General features: G+C 48.8%; 15 protein-coding genes. All 15 read left to right on the plus strand.

All coding sequences use genetic code 11. The features are described from left to right. Positions 1 to 64 precede the first annotated feature (64 nt). Positions 65 to 1,066 (plus strand): flagellin N-terminal helical domain-containing protein, encoded by a 1,002-nt coding sequence (locus tag PsW64_RS12125; protein ID WP_063303761.1) that lies wholly within the window; start codon positions 65 to 67, stop codon positions 1,064 to 1,066. Positions 1,067 to 1,263: 197 nt separating this feature from the next. Next, a complete protein-coding gene (locus PsW64_RS12130) occupies positions 1,264 to 1,599 on the plus strand; it encodes a hypothetical protein (RefSeq protein ID WP_063303762.1) in 336 nt (111 codons plus the stop codon). 136 nt (positions 1,600 to 1,735) lie between these two features. After that, positions 1,736 to 3,418, plus strand: a complete 1,683-nt coding sequence (gene fliF, locus PsW64_RS12135) for a flagellar basal-body MS-ring/collar protein FliF (protein WP_063293147.1) — start codon at positions 1,736 to 1,738, stop codon at positions 3,416 to 3,418. Then, positions 3,415 to 4,047: a hypothetical protein gene (locus PsW64_RS12140; RefSeq protein WP_063303763.1), complete on the plus strand. Its 633-nt coding sequence runs from the start codon at positions 3,415 to 3,417 to the stop codon at positions 4,045 to 4,047. The genes fliF and PsW64_RS12140 overlap by 4 nt, the downstream gene beginning before the upstream one ends. 5 nt (positions 4,048 to 4,052) lie before the next feature. Continuing rightward, a complete protein-coding gene (locus PsW64_RS12145) occupies positions 4,053 to 5,774 on the plus strand; it encodes a flagellar motor protein MotB (protein WP_063303764.1) in 1,722 nt (573 codons plus the stop codon). Next, positions 5,774 to 7,012 carry a hypothetical protein gene (locus PsW64_RS12150; RefSeq protein WP_063303765.1) on the plus strand — a complete coding sequence of 413 codons (1,239 nt, stop codon included), beginning with the start codon at positions 5,774 to 5,776 and terminating at the stop codon, positions 7,010 to 7,012. Before PsW64_RS12145 ends, PsW64_RS12150 begins: the two co-directional genes overlap by 1 nt. Then, the gene (locus PsW64_RS12155) at positions 7,012 to 8,385 is read left to right on the plus strand and encodes a flagellar hook-length control protein FliK (RefSeq protein WP_063303766.1); all 1,374 of its coding nucleotides are present in this window, start codon (positions 7,012 to 7,014) and stop codon (positions 8,383 to 8,385) included. Before PsW64_RS12150 ends, PsW64_RS12155 begins: the two co-directional genes overlap by 1 nt. Continuing rightward, positions 8,342 to 8,917, plus strand: coding sequence for a transglycosylase SLT domain-containing protein (locus PsW64_RS12160; RefSeq protein ID WP_057466028.1), 576 nt, complete (start codon positions 8,342 to 8,344; stop codon positions 8,915 to 8,917). The genes PsW64_RS12155 and PsW64_RS12160 overlap by 44 nt, the downstream gene beginning before the upstream one ends. 89 nt (positions 8,918 to 9,006) lie before the next feature. Then, positions 9,007 to 10,224, plus strand: a complete 1,218-nt coding sequence (locus PsW64_RS12165) for a flagellar hook protein FlgE (RefSeq protein ID WP_063303767.1) — start codon at positions 9,007 to 9,009, stop codon at positions 10,222 to 10,224. Positions 10,225 to 10,234: 10 nt separating this feature from the next. Next, on the plus strand, positions 10,235 to 11,665 hold the full coding sequence (flgK, locus tag PsW64_RS12170; protein WP_063303768.1) for a flagellar hook-associated protein FlgK: 1,431 nt from the start codon (positions 10,235 to 10,237) through the stop codon (positions 11,663 to 11,665). A 1-nt stretch (position 11,666) separates the two neighbouring features. After that, entirely contained in the window at positions 11,667 to 12,740 is a 1,074-nt protein-coding gene (locus tag PsW64_RS12175; RefSeq protein WP_063303769.1) for a flagellin N-terminal helical domain-containing protein, read from the plus strand. A gap of 41 nt (positions 12,741 to 12,781) precedes the next feature. Next, positions 12,782 to 13,129 carry a flagellar biosynthesis regulator FlaF gene (flaF, locus tag PsW64_RS12180; protein ID WP_063303770.1) on the plus strand — a complete coding sequence of 116 codons (348 nt, stop codon included), beginning with the start codon at positions 12,782 to 12,784 and terminating at the stop codon, positions 13,127 to 13,129. 15 nt (positions 13,130 to 13,144) lie between these two features. Then, positions 13,145 to 13,588, plus strand: coding sequence for a flagellar biosynthesis repressor FlbT (gene flbT / locus PsW64_RS12185; RefSeq protein WP_063288347.1), 444 nt, complete (start codon positions 13,145 to 13,147; stop codon positions 13,586 to 13,588). 11 nt (positions 13,589 to 13,599) lie between these two features. Further along, positions 13,600 to 14,100, plus strand: coding sequence for a flagellar hook assembly protein FlgD (flgD, locus tag PsW64_RS12190; RefSeq protein WP_208980744.1), 501 nt, complete (start codon positions 13,600 to 13,602; stop codon positions 14,098 to 14,100). 23 nt (positions 14,101 to 14,123) lie between these two features. Then, positions 14,124 to 14,390: a flagellar biosynthesis protein FliQ gene (fliQ, locus tag PsW64_RS12195; RefSeq protein WP_063288348.1), complete on the plus strand. Its 267-nt coding sequence runs from the start codon at positions 14,124 to 14,126 to the stop codon at positions 14,388 to 14,390. Positions 14,391 to 14,492: the final 102 nt, after the last annotated feature.

The raw sequence follows: 14,492 nt of genomic DNA on the forward strand, positions 1-14,492 counted from the left end.
ACTCTGTAGCCCCGGGAATTTAATCCGGAATGTCCCATTTCTTTTTATTTAAGGGACAAATGTTATGTCTTCTCTTTTGACAAACTCCTCCGCAATGGTGGCTCTGACCACTCTGCGTAACATCAACACCGACCTGGCTGATACTCAGAGCCGTATTTCCACTGGTATGCGTGTGGCTGATGCTTCTGACAACGCAGCTTACTGGTCCATCGCGACAACCATGCGCTCTGACAACGAAGCCCTTGGCGCTGTTCAGGATGCTCTAGGTCTTGGTGCGGCAACTGTTGATGTAGCGTTTACTGCTATGGACCAGGCAGAAGGCGTTGCGACACAGATTAAAGCCAAGTTGCTTGCGGCAACTAAAGATGGTGTTGATCGCGGTCAGATTCAGGCAGATATCACTGCGCTGCAGGATCAGCTGAGCACTATTGCTGCATCTGCAAGCTTTAATGGTGAAAACTGGCTCAGTCAGGATACAAGCGTAGCGGATTATTCTTCAGATAAATCTTTCGTAGGTACGTTCACACGTACTGCAGATAATGAGCCTGAGTTGCAAAATATCGACATTGACATCTTGGAGATGATCCTTGTTGATGGCGATACTGATGCTGCTACCAATAAAGGCCTTTTGACTGCCGATTTGTCTGCTGAATTGAATGCTGCGATCCTTGCTGCTGGCGGTACAGCGCTCACTGACTATACCCTCGTTGGTGGTGATGCGACATCCGTCGACTTCCTAAAAATTGATATCTCTGATCTTGAAGATGGTAACACAGAACATCAGATCATTTTGCGTGCTCTAGGTAATGCTGTTGATGGTGTGTTGAAAGATATGACTGACGCGGCTGCAGAGCTCGGTTCTACTAAGGGCCGTGTAGATATGCAGATGGAGTTCGTTAAGAATCTGACGGACGCTGTTGATCGTGGTATCGGTCAGCTGGTTGATGCGGACATGAATGCGGAATCTACTCGTCTGCAGGCTCTTCAGACCCAGCAGCAGCTCGGTATTCAGGCTCTGTCTATCGCTAACTCTGGTTCCCAGAACATCCTCAGCCTGTTCCGTTAAGTCGGACAACTCTGAGAACCTTAGAAGCTTTGAGGCCCCGGTTAATCGCCGGGGCCTTTGTTTGTCGTTATGATAAAATTTTAGATAAAATTGTTACAAGTCAGGTTAAGGCAAGTTCGATAAAATATACCAGTATTTGAAATAAGCTTTCTTAAGCTTTATCTCGTGTTGGGTTGTTTTGAGTTGTGCGGTGCTTGATGTTAAGTAGTCAATTAAATATCTCCCGAGAAGGGGATCAGGAAGTTGGTCAAGTTGATCTGTCTGCGCTCGCCTCTGAGCAGAAGCTTGAAGGCTTAACGTTTGCATTGCGGGGCAATGAGCGGTTTTGGAGTTCTGTTGTTGCACTAGCGCGCGATGTGCTTTTTGAACAGGAAGGTCAGCTTCGTCAAATTGAGTGCGGCGCAAATACGATTGTGGCAATCAACGCAACGGCTGATCGGGTGAGTAAGCGCTTGAAAGGGCAGGGCTGTGGTTTGACGGTAAATGGTCTGCCGAGTATTCAGCGCATCACCCACGCAGACGCATATACCTGATACTGTTAGTTTTCTTTAAAAATAGCTTGTATTGCCTCGGAGAAACCGTGGATTTTCGCCCAATGTAAATCCTGATCACGTTCGCGCAAGGTTGAAAAGCGAAGGTAGCGCCATTGATACACCTGCAGAGGTCGCAATGGCAGCTCGTGAAAACGCCGAAAAAATCTATGGTAATCTGGCCGAGTTAGGTGCAAAGCGCCTGATGGTGCTCGCTTTTATTGGGTTATTTACGTTTGTTGCGATTGGCGCAGCAGCATATCTCTTGTCCCGTCCGGAACAGGAAATTCTCTACGCTAATTTGGAGAGGGACGATGTCACTCAGATCGGCATGGCATTGCAGGCCAGCGGTGTTCCGTTTGATGTAAATGCGGACGGCACGTCGATTTCAGTCGGTGTTGGCGCAACGGCTCGTGCTCGTATGCTGCTGGCAGAAAAGGGTCTGCCGCGCGGATCGGGTGCAGGTTATGAGCTCTTTGATGAGATGGGTTCTCTGGGTCTGACATCCTTTATGCAGAGCGTGACCAAAGTCCGTGCGCTTGAAGGTGAAGTTGCCCGCTCAATCCAAAGTATGCAGGGTGTTAAAGCTGCTCGCGTGCATTTGGTTCTTCCTGAAAAAGCAACTTTCCGTCGTGAGAATCAAAAACCGACAGCTTCTGTTCTTATTCGCACCGAGGGTGTTCAGACAAACTCGGTTGCGCAATCTATCCGTTATCTTGTTGCAGCTGCCGTTCCGGGTCTTACTGCTGAAGCGGTGACGGTTCTTGATACTGAGGGTCAGCTTCTTGCGGCTGGTGAAGATGCGCAAAGCGCGTCCACTGGTCGTAAGGCAATGTTGGAAGCTGATTTGGCGTCGCGTAAGGAAAATGCGATCCGCCAGGCGCTGGCACCTTATCTCGGTGTAAACAATTTTGAAGTCAGTGTTTCTGCCTCTGTGAATACAGACAATCAAAGGGTTTCCGAAACCTCTTATGATCCCGAGACACGTGTTGAGCGATCTTTCCGCGTTGTGCGAGAAAATGCGAGCGCTCAAAATGCTAGTCTGGAAAATCCAACCACTGTTGAGCAAAACCTGCCTGAAGAAGCTGTATCATCACAATCCGGTGAGCGCTCTTCAGAGGAAAATGAACGCCGTGAAGAGCTGACGAACTACGAGATCTCCTCGCGTACCGTCGAAACTATTTTTGATGACTATCGTATTGATCGCATGAGTATAGCTGTGCTGGTTAATCGTGATCGTCTTGTTGAAGAATTAGCACGTCGTGTCGAAGGTCAAAAAGGCGATGCTGTTGTTGATGGTGCAGAAGCGGATTTGACTGAAAAGGTCGAAGAGATCGAAGAAATTATCGCGACAGCAGCCGGTGTTGATATCGCGCGCGGCGATAAGGTGTCTGTTTCTGCCGTGAACTTTATGCTGGCTGGTGAGCAGCTCGCTGCTATCCCTGAGCGGACCTGGCAGGATGTGTTGATGCGCAATATGGGGTCAGTGGTCAACGCTGGTGCAATCCTGATTGTGACGCTGATGATCATCTGGTTCGGTCTGCGCCCAGCTGTCGCCTTCCTTATTCCGAAATCTGAAGAGGTTGAAGAAGGTTTGCCAGTTGGTGCCAACTCCAACGCTGTTCGTGATGGTGAGATTGAAGGCGAAGATGGCCAGTTGCCGGATTACACAAACGGGGACGGCATGTCTGGTGAAGGCGTTGATGCGACCGTTGTGAACCGTGATAATCTTCGCAAGCTTGAGCGTGCTGTTGAGATGGATGACATGCAGGCTGCAATCATCCTGAAGCAGTGGATGTATGATCAGGAGCGTGCTGGATGACACGCGGCATCAACGACTATCTAGCAGACTTTACGACAGATACAGGCGTTACCACCAAAGACCTTCAGGACATGCAGGAAGTGATCTCCATGCTTCCGAAGGGGTATGGCGAAGGTGGGGACTGGGTTAACCGTGTCTTCGAGGCTTATGAAAATGGGTTCTCAGAGGGGGAAGAAGCTGCCAAGTCGGGTGCAGATGAGCGCGTCAAGAAGATGCGTGAAGAATTAGACGTTGAGCTGATCGAGCGAGAAAAAGCATTCAAAGAGGGGGAGGGCGAGAAGTTAAAGGAAGCTTTTCAGCAGTCTCTCGTCGAAATTGAAGACAGACTGTCTAAGGCAGTATCCGAAATTCTGGTTCCGTTTATCGAAGAGAGCGCACGGGATCGTGCTGTAACCTCATTGGTGCAGGTCGTACGTCGACAACTCTCTGAAACGCCTGAAGTCGTGCTTGAGGTAACTGGGCCCGAACATTTATATGATTTGTTCGGCAAAAAAACTGGCGAACTTTCAAACACAATTAAATTTTCTGAAAACTCCAGCACTGATCTCGTGGTGAAGGTGTCTGACATGGCGCTTTCCACCGGCCTATCGGAATGGTGCGAGGAGCTTCGCAGTACGCTGGGAGAGTAGTAGCCATGGCGTTGGAACCACAAGAACTGATTATCGTTCGCAGGCGTAACAGCGATATGATCACCGTCCCTAAATCTGGTGTATGGAAGATTGCTTATGCCGATTTTGCAACGGCGATGATGGCATTCTTCCTTCTCATGTGGTTGGTCAATGCATCTGATGAGGCTTCTCAGCGCGGTATTGCAAGCTACTTCAATCCGATCAAATTAGTGGACTCTACCGCAAGCCCTAAAGGTATTCGGGACCCTGAAGAAACACCGTCTCCTCTTGAGAGTGAAGAGGGTGTAGACGACGGCAAACCCGTTGGCGCTGGTGGTATCGAAAAGAAAGGCCCTACATCGGGCGGTGGTGCGGACAGGCCAGAACCTGTTTCCGATCGCGAGACAGGTGAAAACTCTAAGCTAGCTGGTGCAAATGCGGAAGATGGCGGTGTTAAGCCAATCAATGCCGTTAGTCGTGATTATGAGCGTGATGCCCGCTACAGCGAAGCTCAGCTTTTTGACAACCCTTATGCAATCCTTGCTGCGCTCGCTGCAGAAGCAGAATCTACTGTCGAGACAGACGGCTCACCTGGCACAGGTGGTTTAGGCTCGCTCAAGATGGCGAAGACCCCGGTTCTCTTCGCCCTTCCTAACCGTGATCCAGATGGACAAGGTTTGGCTGACGGAACCAGTTTCCGCGATCCATTCGATCCCTCTGGTTGGCAAGAAGATGAACTGCCAGGTAATGCTCCTTTACTTGCTCAAATTCCGATCCTTCATGAAAAAGAAGAAGGTATTCCGGCGAATGAGTTGACCGCAGAGCAAATCAAAGTTTTGGAAGATGCTTCCGAACTGGCGCGCGGAGGTAAGAACCTTCCGGCAGTTTCGGGCGAGGCGTCCGCTGAGAACTCTGTGATTGTAATCGGTGATGCTCCAGACGGTGAAGGTGAGAGTTTTGCCGAGGGAGAAATTCTGAAGCAGCTTGCTAAGAGCCAGGCAGAGGCAGATGGTGAAGATGCTGTGATGACGCGCCTTGTTTTCGCTGAAGTGGAAGCAGGAACTACGGCGGCTGATGATGCCGAACAGGAAATTCCGACACTGATCGAGGACGCTGAGGAAATTCAGAAAAACGCCAGCATGAAGGTTGACATAAAGCAGCCTGATCTTGTTACTGAGCCAGTTGAACCGGTTGATGCCAAGCTTGAAACTGTCGCAGTAGTTCCTGCCGCAAAGCCTACAGAGCCATCTCAGAAGTCCGAATCTGGCGATGATGAGGACGACGAAGGTAATAAACAGCTCGTCTCTCTGGCGAACTCCGTTGGTGAAGCGCTTGAGGGAATGAAAACCGGAGCGAGCATTGAATTCACACATTCTCAAGATGGCGTTCTGATCCGCATCATGGACAATGACGACTTTGGAATGTTCGCTGTCGGGTCCTCTGAGCCTCATCCGGATGTTGTGAAAGCTATGGAGCAGATTGCGAAGGTTCTTGAAGAAGAGAACGGTGAGATCGTCATTCGCGGCCATACTGATGCACGGCCATTTAAATCCAAGCGCAATGACAACTGGCGCCTGTCAACGGCTCGTGCCCACATGGCTTATTTCATGCTCACTCGGGGTGGTTTAGATGAAAACCGTATCGTAGGCATTGAAGGCTATGCAGACCGCCGTCTGAAGGATGTCGAAGAGCCATACGCTCCTCAGAACCGCCGCATTGAAATTATGCTGATGAAAGGGAAGGCTTGATGCTGGTTAGCGCTGCAAGAAAAGCTGGAACTTCGCTCCTGAGATCTGGACTACTGACCACTGCGCTGATTTTAGCCGCAAGTCCTGTTGCGATGAACTTTCAGCCAGCATCAGCCCAGATGGTGTCGACAGCGGATCCTGATCTTATGGTTCTGGAGCTGCAGATTCTTCAAGATGAGATCATTAAGGGGAATCTGGAAGCTTACAACTTGCTGCAACCTTCTCTCATTGTGATTGGTCGTCGATTCCTTCGCCTGGATCCTGAGATTTGGAAGTTGGAGAAAAACTCGCGTGCTGCTGTGTCATTTATGCTCAGTGGTGGATCTGGATCGGTTTTTCAGGAGCTTGCGGTTCAGGGTGTAAAGTTCACAGGTGATCCAAACCTGTTTGCCGGCGCCATGGCCTACTCGCAAGGCAATCGCCAAATGGCGTTGAACTTGTTGTTAAAGGTCGATCCAATAACGCTTCCGGTAGCTGTTGCAGGTCAGGTGGCTCTGGCGCAGGCGATCTTGATTTCCAATAATGACCCGGCAGGCGCACAACGTTACTTTGATCTTGCGCGCTTGATGATGCCTGGGACGCTTGTGGAAGAGAGCGCATTGCGCAGGCAAGCGCCAATGGTTGCAGAGCTGGGTGATACAGAAAAGTTCGAGAGACTGTCTCGTCGGTATCTGTTCCAATATAGCTCCTCTGTATTTGCCTCTGAATTTCGGGACACGGTCGCTGATGTGATCAGCGGGTCTGATTACTTAAAGCAAGAAGATGAGTGGGACCGCGTGTTCCAACTGGTATCGGAGTTTGACGAGGAATCTCAAAGCATCCTTCTCCTTCGCCTCGCCAAAGCTGCTTTGATCAGTGGTAATACCGCTTTTGCAGTTAAAGGTAGCGCCGCATTTCTTGATCTCAATTCAGATGATGCAGAGCGTGTGAGCGAAGCCAAGCTTTATCTTTCTGCTGCCAAAGCTTCTGGTGAAGAATGGGAACAGGCAATCTCCGGTTTGGTTGAGGTAAAGGCTGCAGATTTAAGTGCGGGTAACCAATTGATCCAGGCTGCTGCAATCGCTATGGCTAATACTATTCGGGAGTGGCCACAACCTGAAACGCCTGCTGCCTCCGAGTATGTCCCTTACGTTCCACACGTTGGGCTGGATGAGAAACTTTATGACACTGAAGTGTTAGTCCCATTTAAAAACGCACTAAACGATGCAGATGAAGCACTGAAAGAGGCCGAGTTTTGATGAATGCAACTCTTCCCAATGTAGATCGTAGTGCTTCTGCTAAAGATGCAGCAGATACTCGTAAAGATTTAGCTCGTGCCGAAAAAGATGATCGTGCGAACGGGTTTGATAAGGTCATCGATAAAGTTCGCGATGACAAAAAAGTCCCGGATCGCCGAGATACTTCTAACGAGAAAAAAGATACAAAATATGCATCAACAGAGAGTAAGTCTGATAAAAGCGAGTCTGATGCCTCAGAAGCTCTCAAAGACCTTTTGAAAAAGGCTGGTGCAGGCTCATCTGACGCCGACGGAGCTGACGATACTGTTGCGAAAGGTGAGGCTGAAGCCGCTCAAAAGGCTTCAAGCGCTGCAGAATTGCTTACGGATGAGTTGTTGGCCAAGCAGCTTGTTGTCAATGCAGCAATGACAGCTGAGCAAAAAGCTGGATTGCAGATGAGTTCAATGACCGGCCTTGCTAATATGAGCGGATCCGCCGTCACCAGTCGAGATGGGACGATGGCTCAGGTTCTGAACGCGTTAAGTTCAAAAGAGTTGAAGGCCTTGAATGGCGACGCCGATGCGAAATCGGGTACCGCGAAAACGAGTGGAACTGCTCAGGGGCAGGGTACCTCAGAAGTAAGCAGTCTCAAGTCTACTAATGCTGGCCCAAAGCTTGAAGGTAGCGGTGCAATCAACTTGCCTCAGGCAGAAGGAAACGCAACCGGAGCTAAGAAGCTATCAGCTGACTTTCTGCTAAAGCAAGGCAAATCGCAACCAGACACCTCTGTAAACCAGAATGCTGGCAAGCCTGCAGTGGGCGGTGAAGTTAAAGTGGTCAGTCTTGAGACACACCTTCCACCTGCTGAGTTGGGACGTCCTGCGCAACAGGTCGCCAGTGCTTTGTCCAAGCAACTCTCTCAGGCGGCATCTGCAGCAAATACAGCTCAGGAGTTGGCAGCTCAAGCTGCTGATGCAAAAGCGGCAAAGCCTGTTAAATCGCTCGAAATCCAGCTGCGGCCGGACAATCTTGGTGCTGTTCGTGCAAATATCCAAATGCGCGGTGGTGAGTTGGAAATCTCTCTTGTCACGAACACCCGGGAAGCAGCGGATATGCTGAAGGGTGATCGACAGGCATTGGCACGTGTTCTGCAAGATGCTGGTTATCGCACTGAGACACAAAACATCACCGTCAACTTCAAAGAGGAAGTCTCTGATCAAATGCGTCAGCCTGGGCAAAATCAGGAACGGTTCGGTCGGGGAGAGAACTCTGATGGAGATAGCGGTGAAGCTGGGGCTCAGCAAAACTGGGACGACCAACCACATGCGGATCATGCCGGGGTAGGGCAGAATGAAGCGGACGCTCAAGATATTCGCAGCGGCATCTATTTGTAGTCTGATAGCACTCTCTGCGCAGGCGGCTGGAAAGAAGAAGGCCATCCGCCTATGTGAGCGTCAGATGCAGGAAGCAGCACAGCAATACAACGTGCCGCTTGGGATCCTTTATGCGGTTGGTTTGACTGAGACAGGCCGCAAAAACTCATTACATCCCTATGCTCTCAATATCGCTGGCAAGGCCTACTTCGCCGACAGCGCAACAGAAGCGCTCGCTGCGATAAAAAGATCGCGAAATCGGGGTGTGAAACTGATTGATGTTGGCTGTATGCAGATCAACATTTACTACCATCTCAGCAAGTTCTCCGATCTTCGTGCAATGCTCGATCCTTCGCAAAATGTTGCTTATGCAGCAAGATTTCTCTCTGAGTTGAAGCAGCGTGAGAAGAGCTGGACCATGGCCGTCGCCAGATACCATGCCGGGCCAAACAACAACCCTGCACAAAAGCGCTATGTTTGCCGCGTGATCAAAAATATCGTCGCGTCTGGTTACGGGCGATGGACGCCGAACTCATTAAAATTTTGTAAATAATTCAACAGGTTTCGGGTCAGGCTCAGACAAGATTAACAAGCTTTACTGCCACGAGTTAATTTTGCAATTGATGTAGCCAGGAGCACACCATGGGCCTCTACGGAATTATGAATACCAGCGTGTCAGGTATGAACGCGCAGTCGAACAAACTCTCAACTGTCGCAGACAATATCTCGAACGCGAACACCGTAGGCTACAAACGCTACAAAACCGCATTCTCCTCCCTTGTTGGTTCTGGTAGCAGCTCCGGTCATGAATCCGGCATCGTAAACACAACCGTTGTTCAGTCCGTCCGTCAACAAGGCGCCTTCAACTTCACCTCCCGCGGTACTGATCTTGCGATCAATGGGAATGGCTTCTTTCAAGTAGAGGACTCTCAGGGCGGTACCTACTTCACGCGTGCTGGTGATTTCGTTCTCGATAAGAACGGTCAGATGGTAAACTCCGGTGGCTACAAATTATTGTCAGCTGGCGGCGCACCTGTCACAGTCGATCTCAATACTCCAGTATGGCAGGCGAGTTCTCAGGGTGAGTTGGGCGTTAATTTAGCGTCAAATACTCCTGCACCGGCAGCTCCAGGGCCAACTACGGGCCTCCCTACTGGTTTTGATTACAAGACATCTATTAGTACGTTCGACCAGAATGGTAATGCGGTTAAGATTGACATTGTTTATACAAAGAAATCCGAATCCGTTGACCCGGTAACTGGCGATATTACTGGTTCTGAGTGGCTTGTTGAGGCGGCAGATGAGACAGGGGCGAAAATTGCATTTCCTGCGCCAGGGGTCACGACACTACAATTCTCTGGTGATGGAAAGCTTGCAGCTGGCTCGCCTACAGACTTTGTCTTTAAAGTGCCGAATGGTGGGGATGTTACACTTGACCTGAGTAAAACAGTGACCGCCGGTGAAAAATTTAGTGTCAACAAAGTTGATGTTGATGGATATAAACCATCAACTATTCAAACCATTCGTATTGAATCTGATGGACGCGTGTTTGGCGTGTACGGTAGTAGTGCTGAGAAACTTCTTGATCAGATCCAGATTGTAAACTTCTCAAATCCTGATGGCCTTCAGGCTAAGAGTGGTAATGTTTATGCTGCGACTGATGCCTCTGGTGATCCTGCAGTGGGTTTCCCGGGTGATAATGGTTTTGGTTCTCTCTATTCGGGTGCGGTTGAAGGGTCGAATGTTGACCTTGCAGCTGAGCTGACAGAGATGGTTCAGGCTCAGCGCACATACAGCGCGAACACAAAGGTGTTCAACGCGAGCTCTGAATTGCTCCAAGAACTGAACAACCTGCGCTAGGGGCTCCGATATGTCTCTTACCTCTGCAATGCTTACGGCGCAATCTTCCATCGCAGCTCGCTCAGCTGAGATGGCAATTGCGTCCCGCAATGTCGCTAATGTCAATAATCCGAACTACACTCGCGTAGAAGCAAGCGTACAGAACATTGTTACTGATACCGGATCAGTTGTTTATGTTTCTCATGCATCTCGCATGGTCAATCAAGCAGCATTTAAAGCAACCCTGAAGACAGGTAGTGCTGCCATTGCCGCGGGTTCCTACGCTAAACTGCTTGATCAGCTTAACCCGTCAGGACAAGTGCCTTTTGGTACAAGTACTGCGACTGCAATGGGTACGCTGAATGAGACACTTGTTGCTTACAGCAATGATCCGTCAAATAAGGTGCTCGGACTTTCGGTTTTAAATGCTGGTCATAGCCTAGTTGATGGATTGAAGCAGTCTTCTGAGACACTTAAAGAAGCGCGCTTGAACTCTGATGCAGCTATGGGGCGTGCGGTAGACAATATAAATAGTATCCTCTCTGATCTTGAGGGTGTTAACGATAAAATCGTTCTAGGCACTGCTGCCGGTACGGACGTCAACGCGTTGATGGATCAACGCGATGAAATGTTAAAGGTTCTCTCTGAAGAAATAGGTATCGAAGTTCTTCAGCAGAACAATAACGGGGTGGCGATCTATACCGACAGTGGCGTCACTCTTTTTGAGAAAAGTGCGCGCGAAGTTACATTCGACACCTCTCTTCATTTAGGGTCTGGAGATGTCGGGAATAATATACTTGTAGATGGTATTTCTGTCGCAGGACCTGGTGCGACTGCCCCAGTCACTGGTGGAGCAATTGCTGGTTATGCCAAAGCGAGAGATGAAACTCTTGTTACGATGCAAACGCAGCTTAATGCCGTCGCGGACGCGCTGGTTGAGACTTTTAGAGAACCGCAGCCTGCTCCGGGTACAAGTGATGGGCCTGGTTTCTTTATCCTTGATGGACCTACCACTGCGGATGCTGTTAGTCGTTTGCAGGTAAACCCATTGGTTGCGGCAGATGTTACCTTGCTTCGTGACGGTGGCATCACGGCTGGTTACGAGCACAATACGGGTGATGCTGCTGGTTATTCAGATCTGCTTCGCGGCTATACAGATAAACTTAATGCTGTGCAGTCTTTTACCGGGGCCACTGGGGTAACTGCTAATTCCACCTTGCAGGATTTTACTGCAAATACGGTGAGTTGGTTTAGTGCTGAGCGCAAGGTCGCGACCGAGAATTCGACGTTGAAGGCCTCTGCGTTTAGTTCAAATGCTCAAATGCTGTCAAATACGACTGGTGTCAACATTGATACTGAGATGCAGCGCCTTCTTACAATTGAAACAGCCTATTCTGCGTCTGCTCGTTTGATGACGACGGTTGACAATATGTTCAAAGAGCTCTTGGGAGCAGTGAGATAAAATGGTCTATTCAGTTTCTACATTGTCGAGTTCTTTGCGTTTAACTGACTATCTCATCGAGCACAGAGCGCAGTTAGATAAAGCGGTAATCGAAAACGCTTCAAAGAAACATGCTGATTTTGGCTTAACCTTAGGTGCACAGACCGGGATGGCAACATCTTTCCGTTCTGAATACTCACAGATGGTAAGCCAGCTGAACACAAATAAGCAAGTCATTACCCGTTTTGAGGTAATGGATACAGCACTGGATAATGTTGAAAAAAGTGCGACGGACTTTCGTTCGAACTTAGTAGCATTGCAGAAAGATGCTGGTACTTTAAAGACTGCTTCGGAACTGGCTTATACAGAACTGGGCAAGTTGACAAATGCCTTAAATTCGAATGTGGGTGGAGTGTATGTATTTGGCGGAATTAATACAGGGACTCCGCCAGTTCGCGATTTCGATTACGTGTCACCAACACCGTCGGCTGCAGACCCCGCAGGTCCTGAACAGGCGATTGAGCAAGCGTTCTTTGCTGTCACAGGGTTAACTATTGGTACTGATACTGCGCTTATTGAGGCGCTGCCTGATGCTTCTTGGGAGGCTTTTTTAGATAGTCCCGAATTCAATAGTATTTTTGATGCTAGTTGGTCGCCGACATGGACTTCCGCAACTACAGAGAAAATGTTGACGACGATCAGTCCTGGGGTCACCACGGACGGTTCAGGTACGGCAAATTCAAAAGCATTTAGTGAATTGGCTAAAGGCTACGCGATGGTAGCAGTTTTCGGAAAATTTGACATTGGAGAAGGAGCTCAGGAGCTCATTTTCGACCGAGCAATCAATCATCTGAATGTAGGTGTTGGTAAGACAATCGATGTTTCGGCTACCAATGGTGCGATTAAGGCTAATGTAACACGCACGAACACTGACATTGAAGCTAAACGAGATGTTTTGAACGCCCGGATCATTGATCTTGAAAACGTCGATGAGAACCGTGCTGCTGTCGAGTTGAGTCAAGCTCAAACTCAGTTAGAGGCAACTTATTCAATTACTGCCAAGATCAAAGATCTAAATATCATGAGATATTTGTAGGTCATTAGAAGAGATGAGTTGAATTTCTCTAGGAGTGTTGAATGTATCAAATGTCTTATGCAGAAGCTCTTGAAGACTCTTCTTATGATCGAAGAGGGCAAGAGCGTGAGTTATTCTCACTTGTAGTTGCACAACTGCAAGCAGCTAAAGATGCTGGAAGTAGCTCTAATGAGGCAGCACAAGCATTAACTTCAGTCCATCGACTGTGGAGTATTCTAATCGACGATCTGGGTAGTCCTGAAAACGCGCTTCCTGCCGAGTTAAGGGCCGATCTAATTTCAATCGGAATTTGGTGCGTGAAGCAGGCTGATTTGATCAGGTCGGGAAACTCCGATGATTTTCATAGTCTTATTGAAATCAACGAGCTTGTTCGTGACGGCTTGAGTTGAGCGAGGGAATATCCAATGCGTTTGCACTTAAAAGCGGGTGAGAAGGTCTTCATCAATGGTGCTGTTCTATCATTTGAGCAGAAGACTTCGGTGAAGCTTTTGAATGACGCGAGTTTTCTTCTCGAAGCTTATGTTATGCAGCCAGAAGATACGACGACTCCTCTGCGTCAGTTGTATTTCTATATTCAGACTGCTCTGATTGATCCCAAGACGGAAATGGATAGTCTTCAGCGAGCTCTCTTAATGCTTGCATCTATCCATATGGCTATTGAAAATACTGAACTTCTTGAGGGGCTTGCGACTGTTGAAGCTCAGATCAAAAAGAAACGCTATTTTGACGCACTTCGCACGCTGAAGAAGCTTTTTGAGATCGAGATGGCGATCTGGTCCGAAAAGCAAGAGGATGATCAGCCCGAAACAGTTGTTATGCCGTTCGCGCGTGCAGTTGGCGAGAATTAAAGGACAAAAACATGAGTGTTGATCCAGTATCTTCCGCAAATACTACTCAAAACAATGAACCTGTCTTCAAGCCGCAGGGCAGTGAGCAAGCTTACTTAGATTACAATGCGTTTCTAATGCTGTTCATGGAGTCTCTTAAGAGCCAAGATCCGACAGATCCGTTGGATACTGCTGAGTATATGGGCCAGTTGGCGCAGTTCTCCGCTGTGGAGCAGTCCACTAAAACGAACACGCATCTGACATCCATGCTTCAGCAGAACTCCATCAATCAGGCCAACAATCTGATCGGTGCGACAGTTGAGGTGCCTAATGCGGATGGTACGGAAACCATGACTGGTAAAATCAAGTCCGTTCAGATCCTTACAGATGGCTCGATTGCAACTCTGGAAGATGGGACAAAAGTGGCTCTGGTGCCTGGTATTCAGATTTCGCGTCCTGCATCTGCTGCGACGACTGACACTGACACCCCTGCTGATACCGACACTCCTGACGAGTCTGATGCTACATCTTAATGGTGAAGTGAGATCATAAAGCAATGAATGAGGCAGATGCACTCGATATTGTGCGTACCGCAATTTGGACTGTGATTACAGCAACTGGTCCCGCCGTTGGTGGGGCCATGTTTGTTGGTTTGATTATCGCTCTGTTTCAAGCGCTCACACAAATTCAGGAAATGACACTTACGTTCATTCCGAAGATTGTTGTGATCTTTATTTTGATTGCCATGACTGGCCCGTATATCGGCTCCCAGATATTCTCGTTGACCGAGATGGTCTACGGACGGATCGAATACGGGTTTTAAACCTGCTTTTTCAGGTTTGCCGCAATAAGCAAGGAGGGGATAGCTCACGCTGATTTCCCTCCAGACCACCCTCACACAAGCTTCCTTCTCCAATGTTTCGGC

Source organism: Pseudovibrio sp. W64 (assembly GCF_001623145.1).
Taxonomy (GTDB): Bacteria; Pseudomonadota; Alphaproteobacteria; order Rhizobiales; family Stappiaceae; genus Pseudovibrio.